We start from the raw sequence: 13,512 nt of genomic DNA, 5'->3' as shown, positions 1-13,512 counted from the left end.
CGGACGGTCAGCAGAGGTGCACGGCCATCGCCTTGAACGAGGCCGTCACCACCACGCCCGGCCGCAGCGCCAGTTCCTTGGCCGACCGCGTCGTCAGCGAGGCCACGAGCGGAACGCCGTCCACCTCCACGGTCACCCGCGTGAGTGCGCCGAGGGTGGCGACTTCGACAATCGATCCACGGAAACGGTTCCGCGCCGAACCGGAGGGCGGTTCGAGCGACAACACGATCTCTTCGGCGCGAATCACCGCATAACCGGCACTGAGCGGGAAATCGCCGACGGTGTAGAGCGTCAGGGCGCCCGTCGTGAACTCGATGGCATGGTTGCCGTGCGCGAGCCGTGACGGTTCGCCGTCGAGCCAGTCGGGTGCTTCTTCCGCGAGCATCCGGGCCGTGCCGGCCAGCACATTCTCGGCGCCCAGGAACTCGGCGATGTACGGCGAGGCGGGGCGGCGGAACACGTCGTCGGGCGAACCCGACTGCAGGGCGCGACCGCTGTCGAGCAGGATCGCCACGTCGCCGAGCAGGCCGGCCTCGGTGAAATCGTGCGTCACCTGCAGGGTGGTCACGCCCCACTCGCGGTGCAGCGCGCGCACTTCGCGGCGCACGAGCGTGCGGCGACGCGGATCGAGCGAACTGAAGGGTTCATCGAGCAGCACCACCGCGGGCCGCCGCGCGAAGGCGCGCGCCAGCGCGACGAGCTGCCGTTCGCCCCCGGAGAGCGCACGCACGGGGCGGCCCGTGAGTGCATCGGCCCCAAAGCGACGCGCCACCTGCTCGGCGAGTTCCGGCGACGCCGCGCCGTACGCGATGTTGGCCGCCACGCTCAGGTGCGGAAAGAGGTACGCGTGCTGATACACCAGCCCCACGCCCCGCGCCTCGGGGGCGGTCATGGTGCAATCAACGCCGTGCAGCAGGAGCGATCCCGAGGTCGCGGGCACCACGCCGGCGATCGTTTCGAGCAGCGTCGTCTTGCCCGAGCCGGCCGGCCCGATGACGACGCCGTACTGTCCCGCCGGGACGGCAAAGGAGACGTCCGCAAGCCGAAACGTCCCGTGACGCGCACTCAGCGCGCGGCATTCGATCATGGCGCCGCTCCATCGTCCGCGCCACGCAGGGTGCGGAGCGCCGTCAGCGGAATCAGCGCGAGCAGTGCGAGCACGGCCGCCACCGGCAGCGCTTCGTTCAGGCCAAAGCTGGTGAAGCGGTCGTAACTCAGGACGCTCGCCACCTTCGGGTTGTACGTCAGGACGACGATGGCGCCAAATTCGCTGACCGCGCGCGCCCACATCACCACGGCCGATGCCACCAGGCCGCGGCGGGACAGGGGGAGCGTGATGCGCAGGAAGGCCCGTTGCGGGGTATCGCCGAGCGTTCGCGCCACGGCTTCGTATCGGGGGTCCACCTTCGCGAACGCTTCGCGCGCACCACTAATGAAAAGCGGCGCCGCGACGAAGAGCATTGCGGCGACAATGCCGAGAGGGGTGCCGACGACGCGCAATCCGGCCGTGATCATCGCACCGCCGACCACTGATTCGCGCCCAAGCAGGAGGAGGAGCGCGATGCCGGCCACCGGATGCGGGATGAGCAGCGGCAGGTCGAGGACCGCGGAGAGCACGGCACGCCCGCGGAATTCGCGCCGCGCGAGCAAGTAGGCGAGCGGCGTGCCGCCGAGCACACCGAGCAGCGTCGCCGCGGTCGCGGTCATCGCGGTGAGCGAAAGGGCGCCGCGCAGCTCGGCGTCAACGGCCAGCTGTCGCACCCCGGCGGCACCGCCGGCGCCGATCAGCTTGCCGATGGGCACCGCCAGAAAGAGCAGCAGGAGCGAACTGGCGAGCGCCGCCATCACCGCGATGAGGCGTTGGGCGCCCCGCGTCGGCGCGGTGCCAGCCATTGGCGTCACTTCACGATCCCCGCCGGGGCGCCCGTGCCGACGATGGATGGCTGTGCCAGCACATCGAGCCCCTGCTGGCGCAGCACGCGTTGCCCGTCCGCCGACAGGAGGTACCGGACAAAGCGCTCCGCGATCTCTCGATGCGGGGCGGCAAGCGGCACCGAGAGCGCGTACACGATCGGTCGCCCGCGGAACTCCACCGAGTCGGCCCCCCTGCCGCGCACGCGCACGTGCGCGGTCGCATACGAAGCCGAATCAGCCGGCGCGGACAGGTCAATCGCCTCCGGGAGCCGGACGAAGTTGAGTCCGAGGCTCCGCGCCATCGATTCGTACGACCAGATGTAGTCGAACTCGCCCGCCTGGAGCAGGCCAACGAGATCGGCCTCCTTGGGGCGCACATTGCGCGCCGGCATCGCCTGCAGCAACCGCCCGGCAAGTCCAGGCTGCGCGTAATGGCGCTCGGCGAGCTGAAGCACCAGGAGGGTGCGATAGCCGTTGGGGTCGAGTTGCGGGTCGCTGCGTCCCGTTTCAACGCCGTCGCGCAGCAGCACCCGCCACCAGTTGTCTCCCGTAATGGAATCGGCCCCGCGCGACCGGGGGGTGTAGGCCAGCACCATCCGGTTGTGCGCGAATCGCACGTACCACGTCAGGGCACTCGGCATCAACAACTGCGGAAAGACATCCTCGTCGGCGAGCGCGACGACATCGGGAATCTTGCCGAGTTCGGTAAGTTTCCTTGCGGTTTCGAGCGACCCGGCGCTCTCTTGCAGCGCGGTCACGCCTTCCCGCACGGCGAACGAATCGAGCGCCGCACGCAGCGGACGTGCGAGCGAGCCGGCGTTGAAGGCCACCAGCGTCTTGGAGGCCGTGCCGGTGTCGCCGGAGCGACCGCAGGCGGCCACGAAGGCCAACGCAAGAATCCACGAGCGCGTCATAGCCGTAGTGTCACTCAATTGCGCGCCCGTCTCAAGGCTTCCCGCACCCCTTCTCGTCCCCCTCTCTATATTCGGTCACACCTCAATCCAATGAGCCATGGCTGACCTTGCCCTCGAACTCCGGGGGATCACCAAGAAGTTTGCCGAGCATGTCGCGGTTCGCGACCTGAGTCTCGATGTCCCGCGCGGCAGCGTCTACGGACTGCTTGGCCCGAACGGCGCCGGCAAGACGACCACGATCCGGATGATCCTCAACGTGATCGCGCCCGATTCGGGTTCGATCACCGTGCTCGGCCTCCCCAACACCGCCGCGGGGCTGCTCGATCGCGTCGGGTACCTCCCCGAAGAACGCGGCCTGTACAAGAAGATGCAGGTGCGCCGCCTCCTGCGGTTCCTGGCGGAACTCAAGGGCGTGGACGGCCGCACGGCCGACCATCGCATCTCCGAATGGCTGGAACGCCTCTCCCTTCGCACCCCGGAAAAGGACTGGGGCGCCGCCAAGGTCGACGAACTGTCGCGCGGCATGCAGCAGAAGGTCCAGTTCATCGGCACGCTCCTGCACGATCCCGACGTCGTGATCCTCGACGAACCGTTCAGCGGGCTCGACCCGATCAACGCGCAGGCGCTCAAGGACACCGTCGTGGAACTGAAGCATCGCGGGAAGACCGTGATCTTCTCCACGCACCTCATGGACAACGCCGAGCGGCTCTGCGACTCCGTCTGCATCATCGCGCGCGGCGACAAGGTGCTCGACGGATCGGTCTCGGGCGTCAAGTCGGAGCACCACAAGCTGAATGTCGCGCTCTCGCTGGCCGGGTCGCCCTCCGATGCGGTGACCGCGGTGCTCGCCGACACGGGGCTCGTCTCCAAGATGGATGACAACAATCGGTATTTCGAACTCGAGATGGCGACGGGCGGCGATCCGCAGCGGCTCCTCCAGCGCCTCGTTGGCGCCGGGGCGCAGGTGCAGCGCTTCGAGCTGATCCAGCCGTCGCTTCACCAGATCTTCCTCGATCGCGTGGGCGCGGCGGGCGTGGAGGAGGGGATGAGCGGCCATGGCTAAGCTCTGGGCAGTGATCAAGCGCGAGTTCCTGGAACGCGTGCGGAACAAGTGGTTCATCGTCGTCACCATTTTCGGCCCGGTCTTCTTCGGCGTGATCATGGTGCTGCCGGCCTACCTGTCGGTGCGCGGCATGCGCGACGTGAAGGTGAGCGACATCCGCATCATCGACGCCACCGGCACCGGACTTGGCGACCGGGTGGCCACCCGCCTGAATGGCGGCCCGATGGGCGACGCCGCCTCCACCCAGGTCGTGGTCGTCGCGCCCAATGAAGTGGCGGCGGCCGAGTCGCTGGCCACGAAGGACGTGATGGCGAAGGTCCGGCGCGGCTACCTGGTGCTCGACTCCCTCACCATCCAGGAACAGAAGGCGTCGTACGCCGGGCGGAACGCGTCGTCGCTGAACGAGATGGAGTCGCTCCAGAACGCCCTGCGCTCGGCCCTGCTCGGCCAGCGGCTCGAGAAGGAAGGACTCGATCCGCGGCGCGTCGAGGTGCTCACGCGCATCAAGGTGCAGATGAACGCCGAGCGCATCACCGACAAGGGACGCGGCGGCTCCGGCATCGGCAGCGCGATCTTCGGCTTCCTCATCGCCTTCCTGCTGTACATGATGATCGTCCTGTACGGGCAGGCCATCCTGCGCGGCGTGCTGGAGGAGAAGACCACGCGGGTGGCCGAGGTGATCGTGTCATCCGTGTCGCCCGATATTCTGCTCGCCGGCAAGGTGATCGGCGTCGGGGCGGTCGGCCTGCTGCAGCAGGCCATCTGGCTGGGAAGCGCGGTGGCGCTCTATCAGTTCCGCGAGCCGATCTTCCTCAAGCTCGGGATGCCGGCGGCACCGGCCATTCCGCTGCCGCAGGTGCCGCCCATCCTGATCGTATCGCTCGTCCTGTTCTTCATACTCGGGTACGGACTGTATGCCGCGCTCTTCGCCGCCGTGGGGGCGATGTGCTCGAGCCAGGAGGACGCCAACCAGGCGGCACAACCGGTGGTGATGCTGCTCGTCTTCAGCATCATCTTCGCCCAGCCCGTGATGCTGAATCCCACGAGCCGTCTCGCGGAGATTGTGAGCTGGGTGCCGTTCTCGGCGCCGGTCATCATGCCGATGCGCATGAGCGCCATCCAGGTGCCATGGTACGAACTGGCGGCCACGCTTACCGGCGTGGCGCTGACGTGCGCACTCTGTGTCTGGCTTTCGGCGCGCATCTACCGGGTCGGCTTGCTCATGTATGGCAAGCGGCCGAGCATGAGGGAACTGGCGAGGTGGATACGGAAGGCGTAGGGGCAGACAAGCAACAGAGAAACAACAGACAAACAACAGAGAGACAACAGAGGTGAGAAGGCGATGAGGCATCGGCTCGGCGCGCGTTCAAACGCGCCAGGCCAATGCCTCTTCTCTGTTGTCTCTCTGTTGTCTGTCTGTTTTCTCTCTGTTGTTTCTCTCTCCTACCGTCCTCTCGTCGCCTCGATCAGCGCTTCCATATGCCCCAGGTAGCGCTCGAGGGCGCGCTTGCCGGCGGCGGTGAGGCGATACTCGCTCTTGGGCACGCGGCCATCGAAGCCTTTCTGGCAGGTCAGGTAACCGCCTTCCTCGAGCTTGCGCGCGTGCACGCTCAGGTTGCCGTCGGTGAGCGCGAGCAGGTCGCGCAGGTCGGTGAAGCTCAAGCGTTCGTTCACGGCCAGCGCGCTGATGATGCCGAGACGCACCCGGTCGTGGATGAGCTTGTCGAGCGCGGCCGGCACGGGCTCGCCGCCGAGCACGGGTGCCAGTGCCGGGCTCGCGGACGACGATTTGCGATCGCTGCGCTTGATGGCAGCAGACGTGGGCTTAGCCACCGTGGTACCTCGCGACGAAGTAGCCAAAGATCAGATGCGCCCCGCCGAACCCAGCACCGAGCATCCAGGCATGCACGGCCGGCGGGGTGAAGAGCGTGATGGCGCCGAGAACGACCAGCACCGTGCCAAGCGCGGGGACGACACGAACGGAGAAGGCGCCCCCCGAGACTACCGCCGCTCCGTAGCAGACGAGCCACATGCCGGGAATCACCTGCCACGCGCCGGCGGCCACGAGCGCAGCGGTCAGCAGGGCCCCCGCCACCAGGGCCGGCGCGAAGGCCAGCGCGAACGTGCGCGCGGGCCCGGCACGCAGCGACTGGCCCGACCGCCTGGCCTTGCGGGCGATGAACGGCACGGCCACGGCAATCGCCAGCACCGCCGCCGCGAGCCAGAGGAGCAGCCACGCCTGCGCCGAGGCCATCCTTGGCGAGAGCAGGGCGGCCGTGCCCCCGATGAGGCCAATGCCGATGAGGCCCGAGCCCGACACCGCCGTGAACGTCCCCGCGCGCATCATCGTCTCGCGAATGAACGCGAGTTGGTCCGCGGCATGATCAGCCAGCACGGAAGGTGGGCGAGAGGCAGGGCGAGACATGTGCTTTGAAATATAAAGAGAAACAACAGAGAGACAACAGAGAAACAACAGAAAGACAACAGAGCACACCCATTTCCGCGCTGTCTGTTGTCTCTCTGTTGTCTGTCTGTTGTCTCTCTGTTGTCTGTCTGTTGTTTCTCTGTTGTCTGTCTTAAACAAGAAGGACCGGCTCCCGGAAGCCGGTCCTCTTGTCCGCGGACGGTCGTGCCGCCGCGAAGACCAATGCCACGTTCGCATTGGTAACAGAAAAGCTATAATCGCTTCGTCATTTCGCGCCAGAGTCTCTGCACCAAATCTTTCAGCGTGCCGCGGCGGCGGCGCAATGCCGGTCGAAGGCCTGCACGAGGTCCTGCGCGACCTCGCTCGCCGTGCGGCCCTCGATCTGATGCCGCTCGAGCATCGTCACGATGCGGCCGTCCTTGAGCAAGGCAATGGACGGCGATGAGGGCGGATAACCGGTGAAGAACGCACGCGCCGCCTTCGTCGCGTCCACGTCCTGCCCGGCGAACACCGTGAAGAGCTGGTCCGGCTTCACCTCGTGCTGCAGTGCCGTCGCCACCGCCGGACGGGCGTTGCGCGCCGAGCAACCACAGACCGAGTTCACGACCACCAGGGCCGTTCCCTTCGCGTTGCCGAGGGCCTCGGCCACTTCCGCCGACGTGCGCAACTCCTTCACGCCAAGGCAGGTCAGTTCTTCGCGCATCGGCGCGACCATCGGTTCCGGATACATGATGGGACGTTCTTCCGTGTTGGGGGGTCTTCTCGCTGCGGGGGACGGCGGCCGGCGACGCCGCAGGGTGCCACGCGTCCCCATATGAACAATTGGCGTGTGCGCGACGTTCCGGCAGTCCCCGTGCGCGGTCGCTAACGGGCTAGCGTGAGGATCGCCGCCTGCGGCACGACGAGATAGCGCTCCTCGTCGAAGGTGATCTCCACGGCCGCCTTCCGGAAGAAGAGCGCGTAGTCGCCCACCTGCGCCTGCATCGGGACATGCCGCGTCTGTGAACCGGACGTGATGCGCCACGGCTCATCCAGGTGATCCTCGACCACCGGCAGCGGCTGGCCGGGACCGGTGGCCACGATCGTGCCGCCCTGCACCTGCTGCCCTTCGACCGCCGTGGCCGGCAGGTACAGGCCAACCTTGGTGCGCTCTTCGCCGTCCTCGACCCGAATGAGGACGCGATCGCCAACGACAATCAGTTCTTTCTTGCCTCGCTTCATCGCCTACCTCACCAGCCAGAGCTTCTTCTGCTGCCCCTTCACCCAACGCGGCGTTCCGTCCGTGCCGATCATCATGTCCTCTTCGAGCGCCATGCGGACCGCCTGCCCCTTCCACTCCGTGACCGGCGTTGTGGCCTGCAGTTCGATCGAGTACCACATGTTGGCGATCACCTTGGCGTCGCCACGCCCGGGCACGCCTTCCTGATAGTCCCACAGCCCGATCAGCGGCCCCGAGCCATGCCCGTGCATGCCGATGGCGTGCGAGTAGACGGTCCCGGTGATGCCGCGTGCCGCCATTTGTGAACGCGCAGCCTTGAGGATCTCGTTCCCGGTGCGCCCCGGCCGAATTTCCGCCATCACGATATCCTGCAGGGCGTTGCCGTTCGCCAGCGCCGTCCGCAGTCCCGCCGGCGCATCCGTTTCGCCCGGCTTTAGCACATAGGCCATGTGCTGAGTGTCCGAGTTCAGCCCCAGGGCCGTGATCCCGACATCGCAGTGCAGCACGTCACCGCGCTGGATTACGGGATCTGCACCCAACGATTCCTCCGTCGCCCCGGTGCGCTGCACTTCGATGCTGGGCTGGAACCAGGTCCCAAGCCCAAGATCGTTCACGCGCTGGCGCCACCACCAGACGAGGTCGCTGGTCTTCGTCTTGCCCGGTACGATGACCTTGGACGAGTACATCTCGCCCACCAGCTCCCACACCAGCTGCGTGAGCTCCCCGTAAAACGCCTCCTCATCGGCCACGCGCGAGGCGATGAACTGCAGCGGCAGTTCCTCCGCCGGCTTGAGCCGCGCGGTCCAGCGGTCGCCCAGTGCCTCGGTCATCCCGAGATACTCGCCGTGCGTCAGTCCGTCGGAGAAGGCGAAGGTGCGCGAGTAATCGATGCCGATCACCTTCGGGTTGCGCGCGTCCACCACCTTCTTGAGCAGCTTCCACTGCTCATCGCCCCAGAGCTCCGCCTGCTGGCCGCCCACCGGCGCTTCCACCGCCGCCGTCGAGCGCGTTGCCTTCCACACCCCGCCCTGCGATGAACCACCAAGCGCGATGCGCTCCACGCAGGATCCGTCGCCCACGTCGGTGCGCCCGCTCGCCGAGCAGACGTCGAACATCACGTAGATCGTGCGACGACGCGCCGCAAAGGTGGTCGGCGACACCAGTGACGAAAAGACGGGATCCTCGGCGTACTCGCGCATGGGGACGATCCACATGTCGATGCCATTGGCGCGCATCAGCGCGGGAAGGACCGTCTGCATGCGGACCTCGAGCCACTTCTGTTGGCGCGCGGCCTGTTCGCGCAGCGTGCCAAAGGGATGGCGGCGGTCGGCAAGTCGCGCCGCGGGACGCTGGGCGGCCAGCGGCACCGCGGCGCAGAGCAGGGCGGCGGCGAAGGCAACGCGCATAAAACGTGTCATGGGGTCCTGCCCGTAGATGGAATCTCAGGCCGGCGGGGCCGGCGGTTCGTCGCTGACCGCACGCTGGGCTTCCGACACGCGCTGCGCCGTGGAGGTGCGATGCTCCGCCGACAGCAGGAGCCGCCGCACGATCGTCACGACCACGGCCAGCAGCGCCGTGAACGGGATGATCAGCAGAACGCGCCACGCCAGGACCTGCGCGGCGATCGGCAACCAGTCGCTCAGCGACGCGACCCGGCTCCCGATCTTCTCCAGCCCGACCGCGGTGAGCGCCAGCGACATCATGATCTCGGTTCCGGCCTCGAGCGCGGCGAACGTCGGCGCGCGCCACCACCAGTGCCGAACCGTGTGATTGGCCAGGTGCACCGTGAGCATCACCAGCAGCAGCACGGCCCCGATGATGAGCGTCGACCCCACCCACAGCCCGCTCTCCGGCGACCCGTGCGACAGCACATAGGCGCGGTAGAGACGGAGCGTCACGCCCGTGACGAGCGCCATCTCCGGCAGGGAGTTCGAGAACCGCCGGAGCGCCGTCGGATCCTCGACGACTTCCCAGGCGATCGTCTTGCGGGGGAAGAAATCAGTCACGATGGATAATTATGGTGTGGCGATCACGCCCGCGAGCCAGGGGAGGCTCTCGCGGGCGTGGGCGCGCCAGTAGTTCCAGTCGTGCACGCCGGGAAATTCGTCATAGGCCAGCGGCACGCCGCGGGCCTTCAGTGCATCGCGGAAGGCCCGATTGCCTGCCAGGAACGGATCGCCCAGGCCAATGTCGGCCTTGAGCGCCGGCACGGCCGCACCACGCGTTCTCACCCGGTCGACCAGATGCACCGGGTCTCTCGCGTACCAGGCAATGGTGTCCTTGCCGAAGACGGCGCGCATGCTCTGTCCGACCGCGTTGCCATAGATGCGGGTCCACGTGGAGTCGGCGGTCCCGGCGGGCCGATTCAGCACGCCCCCCGGCGCCCACTCGAGCGGCCAGAGCACGCCCGAGTGCGACGCTGCAGCCGCGAACGTCTCGGGAAACTCGAGCGCCAGCAGGAGCGCCCCGTACCCGCCCATGCTCAGCCCCGCCACACCCCGGTGCGCCCGGTCCGCCTTCGTGCGGAAGGTGGCATCCACCCACCGCACCACGTCGTAGTTCACGTAGTCATCGTAGTGCGGCCAAGGAACACAGTAGCTGGCCGCGTCACCGGCATAGTTGGGGAGCGTGCGCACACACCCTGGCAGGTCCGGCAGCGAGTTCGACGTCATCCACCACGCGTCGTCGCCGTCTGGCATGACGACGAGCATCTCACGCATCCCCCGTGCCACCAGCGTGTCCATGGAAGCGTCGATCTTGCCCGCCTTCACCCAGTTGCTCTCGTTCCCACTCCAGCCGTGCAGGTAGTACGCCACGGGATACCGGGTCGACGATCGGTCATACGAGGGCGGCAGGTAGACGACCAGTTTCTTGTAGGCGCCGAGCGCGTACGACCAGAGCGAATCGGTGACGACCCGCCCGGGGCGGACGGCCTGCGCCTGCACCACGGCCGGCGTGAGTAACGTCAACGCCAGCACACTGGTGACGAGGCTCCGCATCCCGGCCGGCATCTGCTGGGTTCGATCCGAGTTCACTTGGCGGCCGCGATGCACTCGATCTCGACGCGCGCATTGAGCGCGAGGCCATTGGCGCCAAAGGCCGAGCGCGCGGGGAAGTTCGGCGCCGTGAAATAGGTGCGGTAGACCGCGTTCATCGCGTCCCACTCCTTCATGTCGGCCATGAAGACCGTGCATTTCACCACGCGGTCCATGGACGACCCCACCGCGGCGAGGACCGCCTTGATATTCTCGAGGGTCTGCTTCGTCTCGACAGCGATCCCGCCGCTCACCACCGCGCCGCTCGCCGAGGCGTCGGTGCCGATCTGCCCAGCAAGGTAGATCAGGTTTCCCACCCGCACGGCTGGCGAGAAGGGGCGCGTCGGCGCCCCATAGGGGTGCAGGAAGGCGACATCAGCGGCGGGCGCTGGCGCCGTGCGTGCGCTTGAGAAGTGGCAGGCGCCCAGCAGGCCGGTGGCCGCGAGTGTGGCGACACGGAGCATTCGCATCGTTCGCATCGGTTAAGGTTTCCCCAAGAGTGCGCCTTGGTCTCGAGGCGGCGCAACCTCCACGCGCTACTTCTTCTCGCCCGAACCCGGGCGGAGCCATAGCACGTGCTCGGTGGCCTGCTCCACCGCGCGCCGACTGTAGACCAGCGAGAAGTACTGGTCGGCGCCCCACAGCGGCAGGAGGTCGCCGTAGTGCGGACTTCCCGGCTGCCCGCTCTGTCCGGGCACGCTCGTCGCCACCGAACGATCCCAGTCGGCCACGTCGATGATCTCCCGGTACGACGCGCCGTGCGTCTGGCGGTCTCCTGCTCCGCCGGAGGCGTAGACGGTGTTCGCGTCGCCGGCGCGTGATACCGCGGGCAGGTCGAACGCCTTGTCCAGCGGGTGCGGGAAGCGCGCCGTGTGGAGCGTCCCCCACCGCCAGCCCGTCGAGTCCGCCCCGTAGGTCTTCAGCACCACACGCTCGACGTCATCCAGCGCGGCGAGCAGCAACGCATCGCGCGACGACGCCGGGCTTGCCCCGAAGGCCGCGTCGGGGGAGCGCAGCAGGGCAATCAGCGCCGGCAACGACCAGCGCGACCCGATGGCGGCGCGCGCCGCGGCCGGTACGCGCGGGGCAAAGACCCGATCGCCAAGCGCATCCACCCAGGCGTGGAACCAGACCACCTGAATGGCATCGCGCGACATCCGGTAATCCCACCGCGCGAACCGCTGCACCGACGGCTTGTCTTGCACTCCGATCCGCTCAGCGGCCGACACGAGCAGCGGCACCAGCGCCGCCGCCGGCAGGGAGTAGTCATCGTGCTGCAGGGCCTGCATCCGCTCGACGGTCAGGCGGCGTTCATGCGCCAGCACGTCGCGCAGGCGATTGCCGCGGAACGGTGCGGTGAACTCGTAGTTGAGGGCGTGACGGTAGCCGGGCGGCAGGATGTTGTCGTTGGCCGTGCCGATAAAGCCGCTTGGCGGATTGTACGCCATCGGCAGTGAATCGAATGGCAGGAAGCCGGACCATTCGAAACCGCCCGTGCCGGGGACGGGCAGCGTTCCCGTCCAGTGGCGCAATGGCATCAGCCCCGCAGCGACCCATCCGATGTTCCCGTCCACGTCGGCATAGACCAGGTTCTCCGTTGGCAGCTTGAAGCGCGCCGCCGCCGACTTGAACGTCGACCAATCACTCGCGCGATCGAGCGAGAGCGATGCCGCATACCCGGCCGTTCCCGGCTCCGCCCCCACGAACTTGAGGGCGAAGGCCCGCTGTCGGCTTGGGTCCTCACCGACGATCGGTCCGTGCTCCGAGTATTCGGTGGCGATGACGCGCGGTGCGGCGCCCTTTACGTGGATCGTGTCCACCTCGCGGCGCAGCGGTTTCCATTGTCCGTTGTTGAGGTAGCATCGTCCCCCCGCATTGGGGCACGCCCCGACCGTTTCGACATAGAGATCCTGCTGGTCCATTCCGACAATCGTGATGCCAAATGCGATGCGGTCATTGTGTCCGATGGCGACGCCGGGCAGGCCCGGTTCGCCCGAACCTATGACGTCCCACCCCGGCCCCACGAGATGCGTGAGGTAGCGCAGTGACGGGTTCTGGATGGCGCGGTGCGGGTCATTGGCGAGGAGCGGCTTGCCGGTGGCCGTCTTCGCGCCGCTCACCACCCAGTTGTTCGAGCCCTGAATGGCGGAGTAGGTGATCGGACCGGCGGTCTCGATCATCGCGGCGATCGCCTTCTCATCGATTCCGGCGTAGTCGAAGCCCGGCACGGGGTCGAGGTCGTGCGCCGGATCGAGCGGCCAGAGCTGCTGCGTCAGCTCCTTCCCCAGCAGCGACAGGCGCCGGGCACGCGTGGCCTCGGCGCTGGCGTTGCGCGTCATCGAGAAGGCGGCGAGGCGCTGCAGCGGAACGTCCGGTGTCCACGGCATTGGCTCGATACCGAGCATCGTGAACTCGATCGGGAGTGCGCGCCGCTGCCGGGCGTCGGCGATGGCAGCGTTCACCCCCTGCACGAATGCTTCCATGATGACCCGGCCGTCGGGGGCATAGCTGGCGTATTCCGCATTCCAGTCGCCGCGGTAGCGCAGGGCGCGCGCAATGCGGTCACGCTCGACGTAGGCGGGTCCCAGCACTTCGGCCAGCCGTCCTTCGCCCGCGCGCCGCCACATCTCCATCTGCCACAGGCGGTCCTGCGCGGCGACGAAACCCTGGGCGAAGAAGAGGTCGTGCTGTGTCTTCGCGTAGATGTGCGGGACGCCCCACCGGTCGCGCCGCACTTCGACGGCGCTGTCAAGACCGGCCAGAGGCACGGTGCCGTCGAGGACGGCCAGGCGCGTGCGCGCCGAGTCCAGGAGGGCGGAAGGCGCCTGCGCCGTCAGCGGCGCAGCGGCGAGCAGCAAGAAGAGCGCGCGCTTCATGGAGCCTCACAATGCAGGAAAGGCGCGGAACACCCCCTCCGCCTCGCATTCCCTGTCTGTTGTCTC

At 67.5% G+C, this 13,512-nt stretch carries 14 protein-coding genes; 2 read left to right on the top strand and 12 right to left on the bottom strand.

Features of this window, described 5'->3' with window-relative positions; translation table 11 throughout:
- Nucleotides 1-7: 7 nt before the first annotated feature.
- The 3 genes from VGJ96_11800 to VGJ96_11790 are packed head-to-tail and all read right to left on the bottom strand — an operon-like array spanning nt 8 to nt 2,828.
- On the bottom strand, nt 8-1,087 hold the full coding sequence (locus tag VGJ96_11800) for an ABC transporter ATP-binding protein (GenBank protein HEY3287790.1): 1,080 nt from the start codon (nt 1,085-1,087) through the stop codon (nt 8-10).
- Nucleotides 1,084-1,893, bottom strand: coding sequence for an ABC transporter permease (locus VGJ96_11795; protein HEY3287789.1), 810 nt, complete (start codon nt 1,891-1,893; stop codon nt 1,084-1,086). The genes VGJ96_11800 and VGJ96_11795 overlap by 4 nt, the downstream gene beginning before the upstream one ends.
- Nucleotides 1,894-1,898: 5 nt before the next feature.
- Nucleotides 1,899-2,828: an extracellular solute-binding protein gene (locus VGJ96_11790; GenBank protein ID HEY3287788.1), complete on the bottom strand. Its 930-nt coding sequence runs from the start codon at nt 2,826-2,828 to the stop codon at nt 1,899-1,901.
- 97 nt (nt 2,829-2,925) lie between these two features.
- Between VGJ96_11790 and VGJ96_11785 the strand changes: the two genes are divergently transcribed.
- Entirely contained in the window at nt 2,926-3,891 is a 966-nt protein-coding gene (locus VGJ96_11785; GenBank protein HEY3287787.1) for an ATP-binding cassette domain-containing protein, read from the top strand.
- Nucleotides 3,884-5,170 (top strand): ABC transporter permease, encoded by a 1,287-nt coding sequence (locus tag VGJ96_11780; protein ID HEY3287786.1) that lies wholly within the window; start codon nt 3,884-3,886, stop codon nt 5,168-5,170. Before VGJ96_11785 ends, VGJ96_11780 begins: the two co-directional genes overlap by 8 nt.
- Nucleotides 5,171-5,334: 164 nt before the next feature.
- Here VGJ96_11780 and VGJ96_11775 read toward each other — a convergent pair whose 3' ends face one another.
- The 9 genes from VGJ96_11775 to VGJ96_11735 all read right to left on the bottom strand — a co-directional run bounded on the left by VGJ96_11775 (nt 5,335) and on the right by VGJ96_11735 (nt 13,446).
- Nucleotides 5,335-5,724 carry a transcriptional regulator gene (locus VGJ96_11775; GenBank protein HEY3287785.1) on the bottom strand — a complete coding sequence of 130 codons (390 nt, stop codon included), beginning with the start codon at nt 5,722-5,724 and terminating at the stop codon, nt 5,335-5,337.
- Nucleotides 5,717-6,286, bottom strand: a complete 570-nt coding sequence (locus tag VGJ96_11770) for a hypothetical protein (protein HEY3287784.1) — start codon at nt 6,284-6,286, stop codon at nt 5,717-5,719. The genes VGJ96_11775 and VGJ96_11770 overlap by 8 nt, the downstream gene beginning before the upstream one ends.
- Before the next feature lie 328 nt (nt 6,287-6,614).
- Nucleotides 6,615-7,046 carry a BrxA/BrxB family bacilliredoxin gene (locus VGJ96_11765; protein ID HEY3287783.1) on the bottom strand — a complete coding sequence of 144 codons (432 nt, stop codon included), beginning with the start codon at nt 7,044-7,046 and terminating at the stop codon, nt 6,615-6,617.
- A gap of 134 nt (nt 7,047-7,180) precedes the next feature.
- Nucleotides 7,181-7,537 carry a co-chaperone GroES family protein gene (locus tag VGJ96_11760; GenBank protein HEY3287782.1) on the bottom strand — a complete coding sequence of 119 codons (357 nt, stop codon included), beginning with the start codon at nt 7,535-7,537 and terminating at the stop codon, nt 7,181-7,183.
- A gap of 3 nt (nt 7,538-7,540) precedes the next feature.
- Nucleotides 7,541-8,953 carry a M24 family metallopeptidase gene (locus VGJ96_11755; GenBank protein ID HEY3287781.1) on the bottom strand — a complete coding sequence of 471 codons (1,413 nt, stop codon included), beginning with the start codon at nt 8,951-8,953 and terminating at the stop codon, nt 7,541-7,543.
- Nucleotides 8,954-8,977: 24 nt separating this feature from the next.
- Complete coding sequence (locus VGJ96_11750) at nt 8,978-9,541, bottom strand: hypothetical protein (protein ID HEY3287780.1); 564 nt, start codon at nt 9,539-9,541, stop codon at nt 8,978-8,980.
- A gap of 9 nt (nt 9,542-9,550) precedes the next feature.
- Nucleotides 9,551-10,570: an alpha/beta hydrolase family protein gene (locus VGJ96_11745; GenBank protein ID HEY3287779.1), complete on the bottom strand. Its 1,020-nt coding sequence runs from the start codon at nt 10,568-10,570 to the stop codon at nt 9,551-9,553.
- A complete protein-coding gene (locus tag VGJ96_11740; protein ID HEY3287778.1) occupies nt 10,567-11,040 on the bottom strand; it encodes a RidA family protein in 474 nt (157 codons plus the stop codon). The genes VGJ96_11745 and VGJ96_11740 overlap by 4 nt, the downstream gene beginning before the upstream one ends.
- 66 nt (nt 11,041-11,106) lie before the next feature.
- The gene (locus tag VGJ96_11735) at nt 11,107-13,446 is read right to left on the bottom strand and encodes a penicillin acylase family protein (GenBank protein HEY3287777.1); all 2,340 of its coding nucleotides are present in this window, start codon (nt 13,444-13,446) and stop codon (nt 11,107-11,109) included.
- Nucleotides 13,447-13,512 lie beyond the last annotated feature (66 nt).

The organism is Gemmatimonadaceae bacterium (assembly GCA_036504815.1).
Taxonomy (GTDB): domain Bacteria; phylum Gemmatimonadota; class Gemmatimonadetes; order Gemmatimonadales; family Gemmatimonadaceae; genus PNKL01.
The sequence above is the reverse complement of the archived record's forward strand: the minus strand, read 5'-3'. Positions and strand labels throughout refer to the sequence as shown.

What these genes read in the sequence shown, in the direction of transcription:
- VGJ96_11735 (HEY3287777.1), bottom strand. Translation starts at nt 13,446, where the DNA reads ATGAAGCGCGCGCTCTTCTTGCTGCTCGCCGCTGCGCCGCTGACGGCG.
- VGJ96_11765 (HEY3287783.1), bottom strand. Translation starts at nt 7,046, where the DNA reads ATGTATCCGGAACCGATGGTCGCGCCGATGCGCGAAGAACTGACCTGC.
- VGJ96_11740 (HEY3287778.1), bottom strand. Translation starts at nt 11,040, where the DNA reads ATGCGAATGCTCCGTGTCGCCACACTCGCGGCCACCGGCCTGCTGGGC.
- VGJ96_11755 (HEY3287781.1), bottom strand. Translation starts at nt 8,953, where the DNA reads ATGACACGTTTTATGCGCGTTGCCTTCGCCGCCGCCCTGCTCTGCGCC.
- VGJ96_11780 (HEY3287786.1), top strand. Translation starts at nt 3,884, where the DNA reads ATGGCTAAGCTCTGGGCAGTGATCAAGCGCGAGTTCCTGGAACGCGTG.
- VGJ96_11790 (HEY3287788.1), bottom strand. Translation starts at nt 2,828, where the DNA reads ATGACGCGCTCGTGGATTCTTGCGTTGGCCTTCGTGGCCGCCTGCGGT.
- VGJ96_11800 (HEY3287790.1), bottom strand. Translation starts at nt 1,087, where the DNA reads ATGATCGAATGCCGCGCGCTGAGTGCGCGTCACGGGACGTTTCGGCTT.
- VGJ96_11785 (HEY3287787.1), top strand. Translation starts at nt 2,926, where the DNA reads ATGGCTGACCTTGCCCTCGAACTCCGGGGGATCACCAAGAAGTTTGCC.
- VGJ96_11795 (HEY3287789.1), bottom strand. Translation starts at nt 1,893, where the DNA reads ATGGCTGGCACCGCGCCGACGCGGGGCGCCCAACGCCTCATCGCGGTG.
- VGJ96_11760 (HEY3287782.1), bottom strand. Translation starts at nt 7,537, where the DNA reads ATGAAGCGAGGCAAGAAAGAACTGATTGTCGTTGGCGATCGCGTCCTC.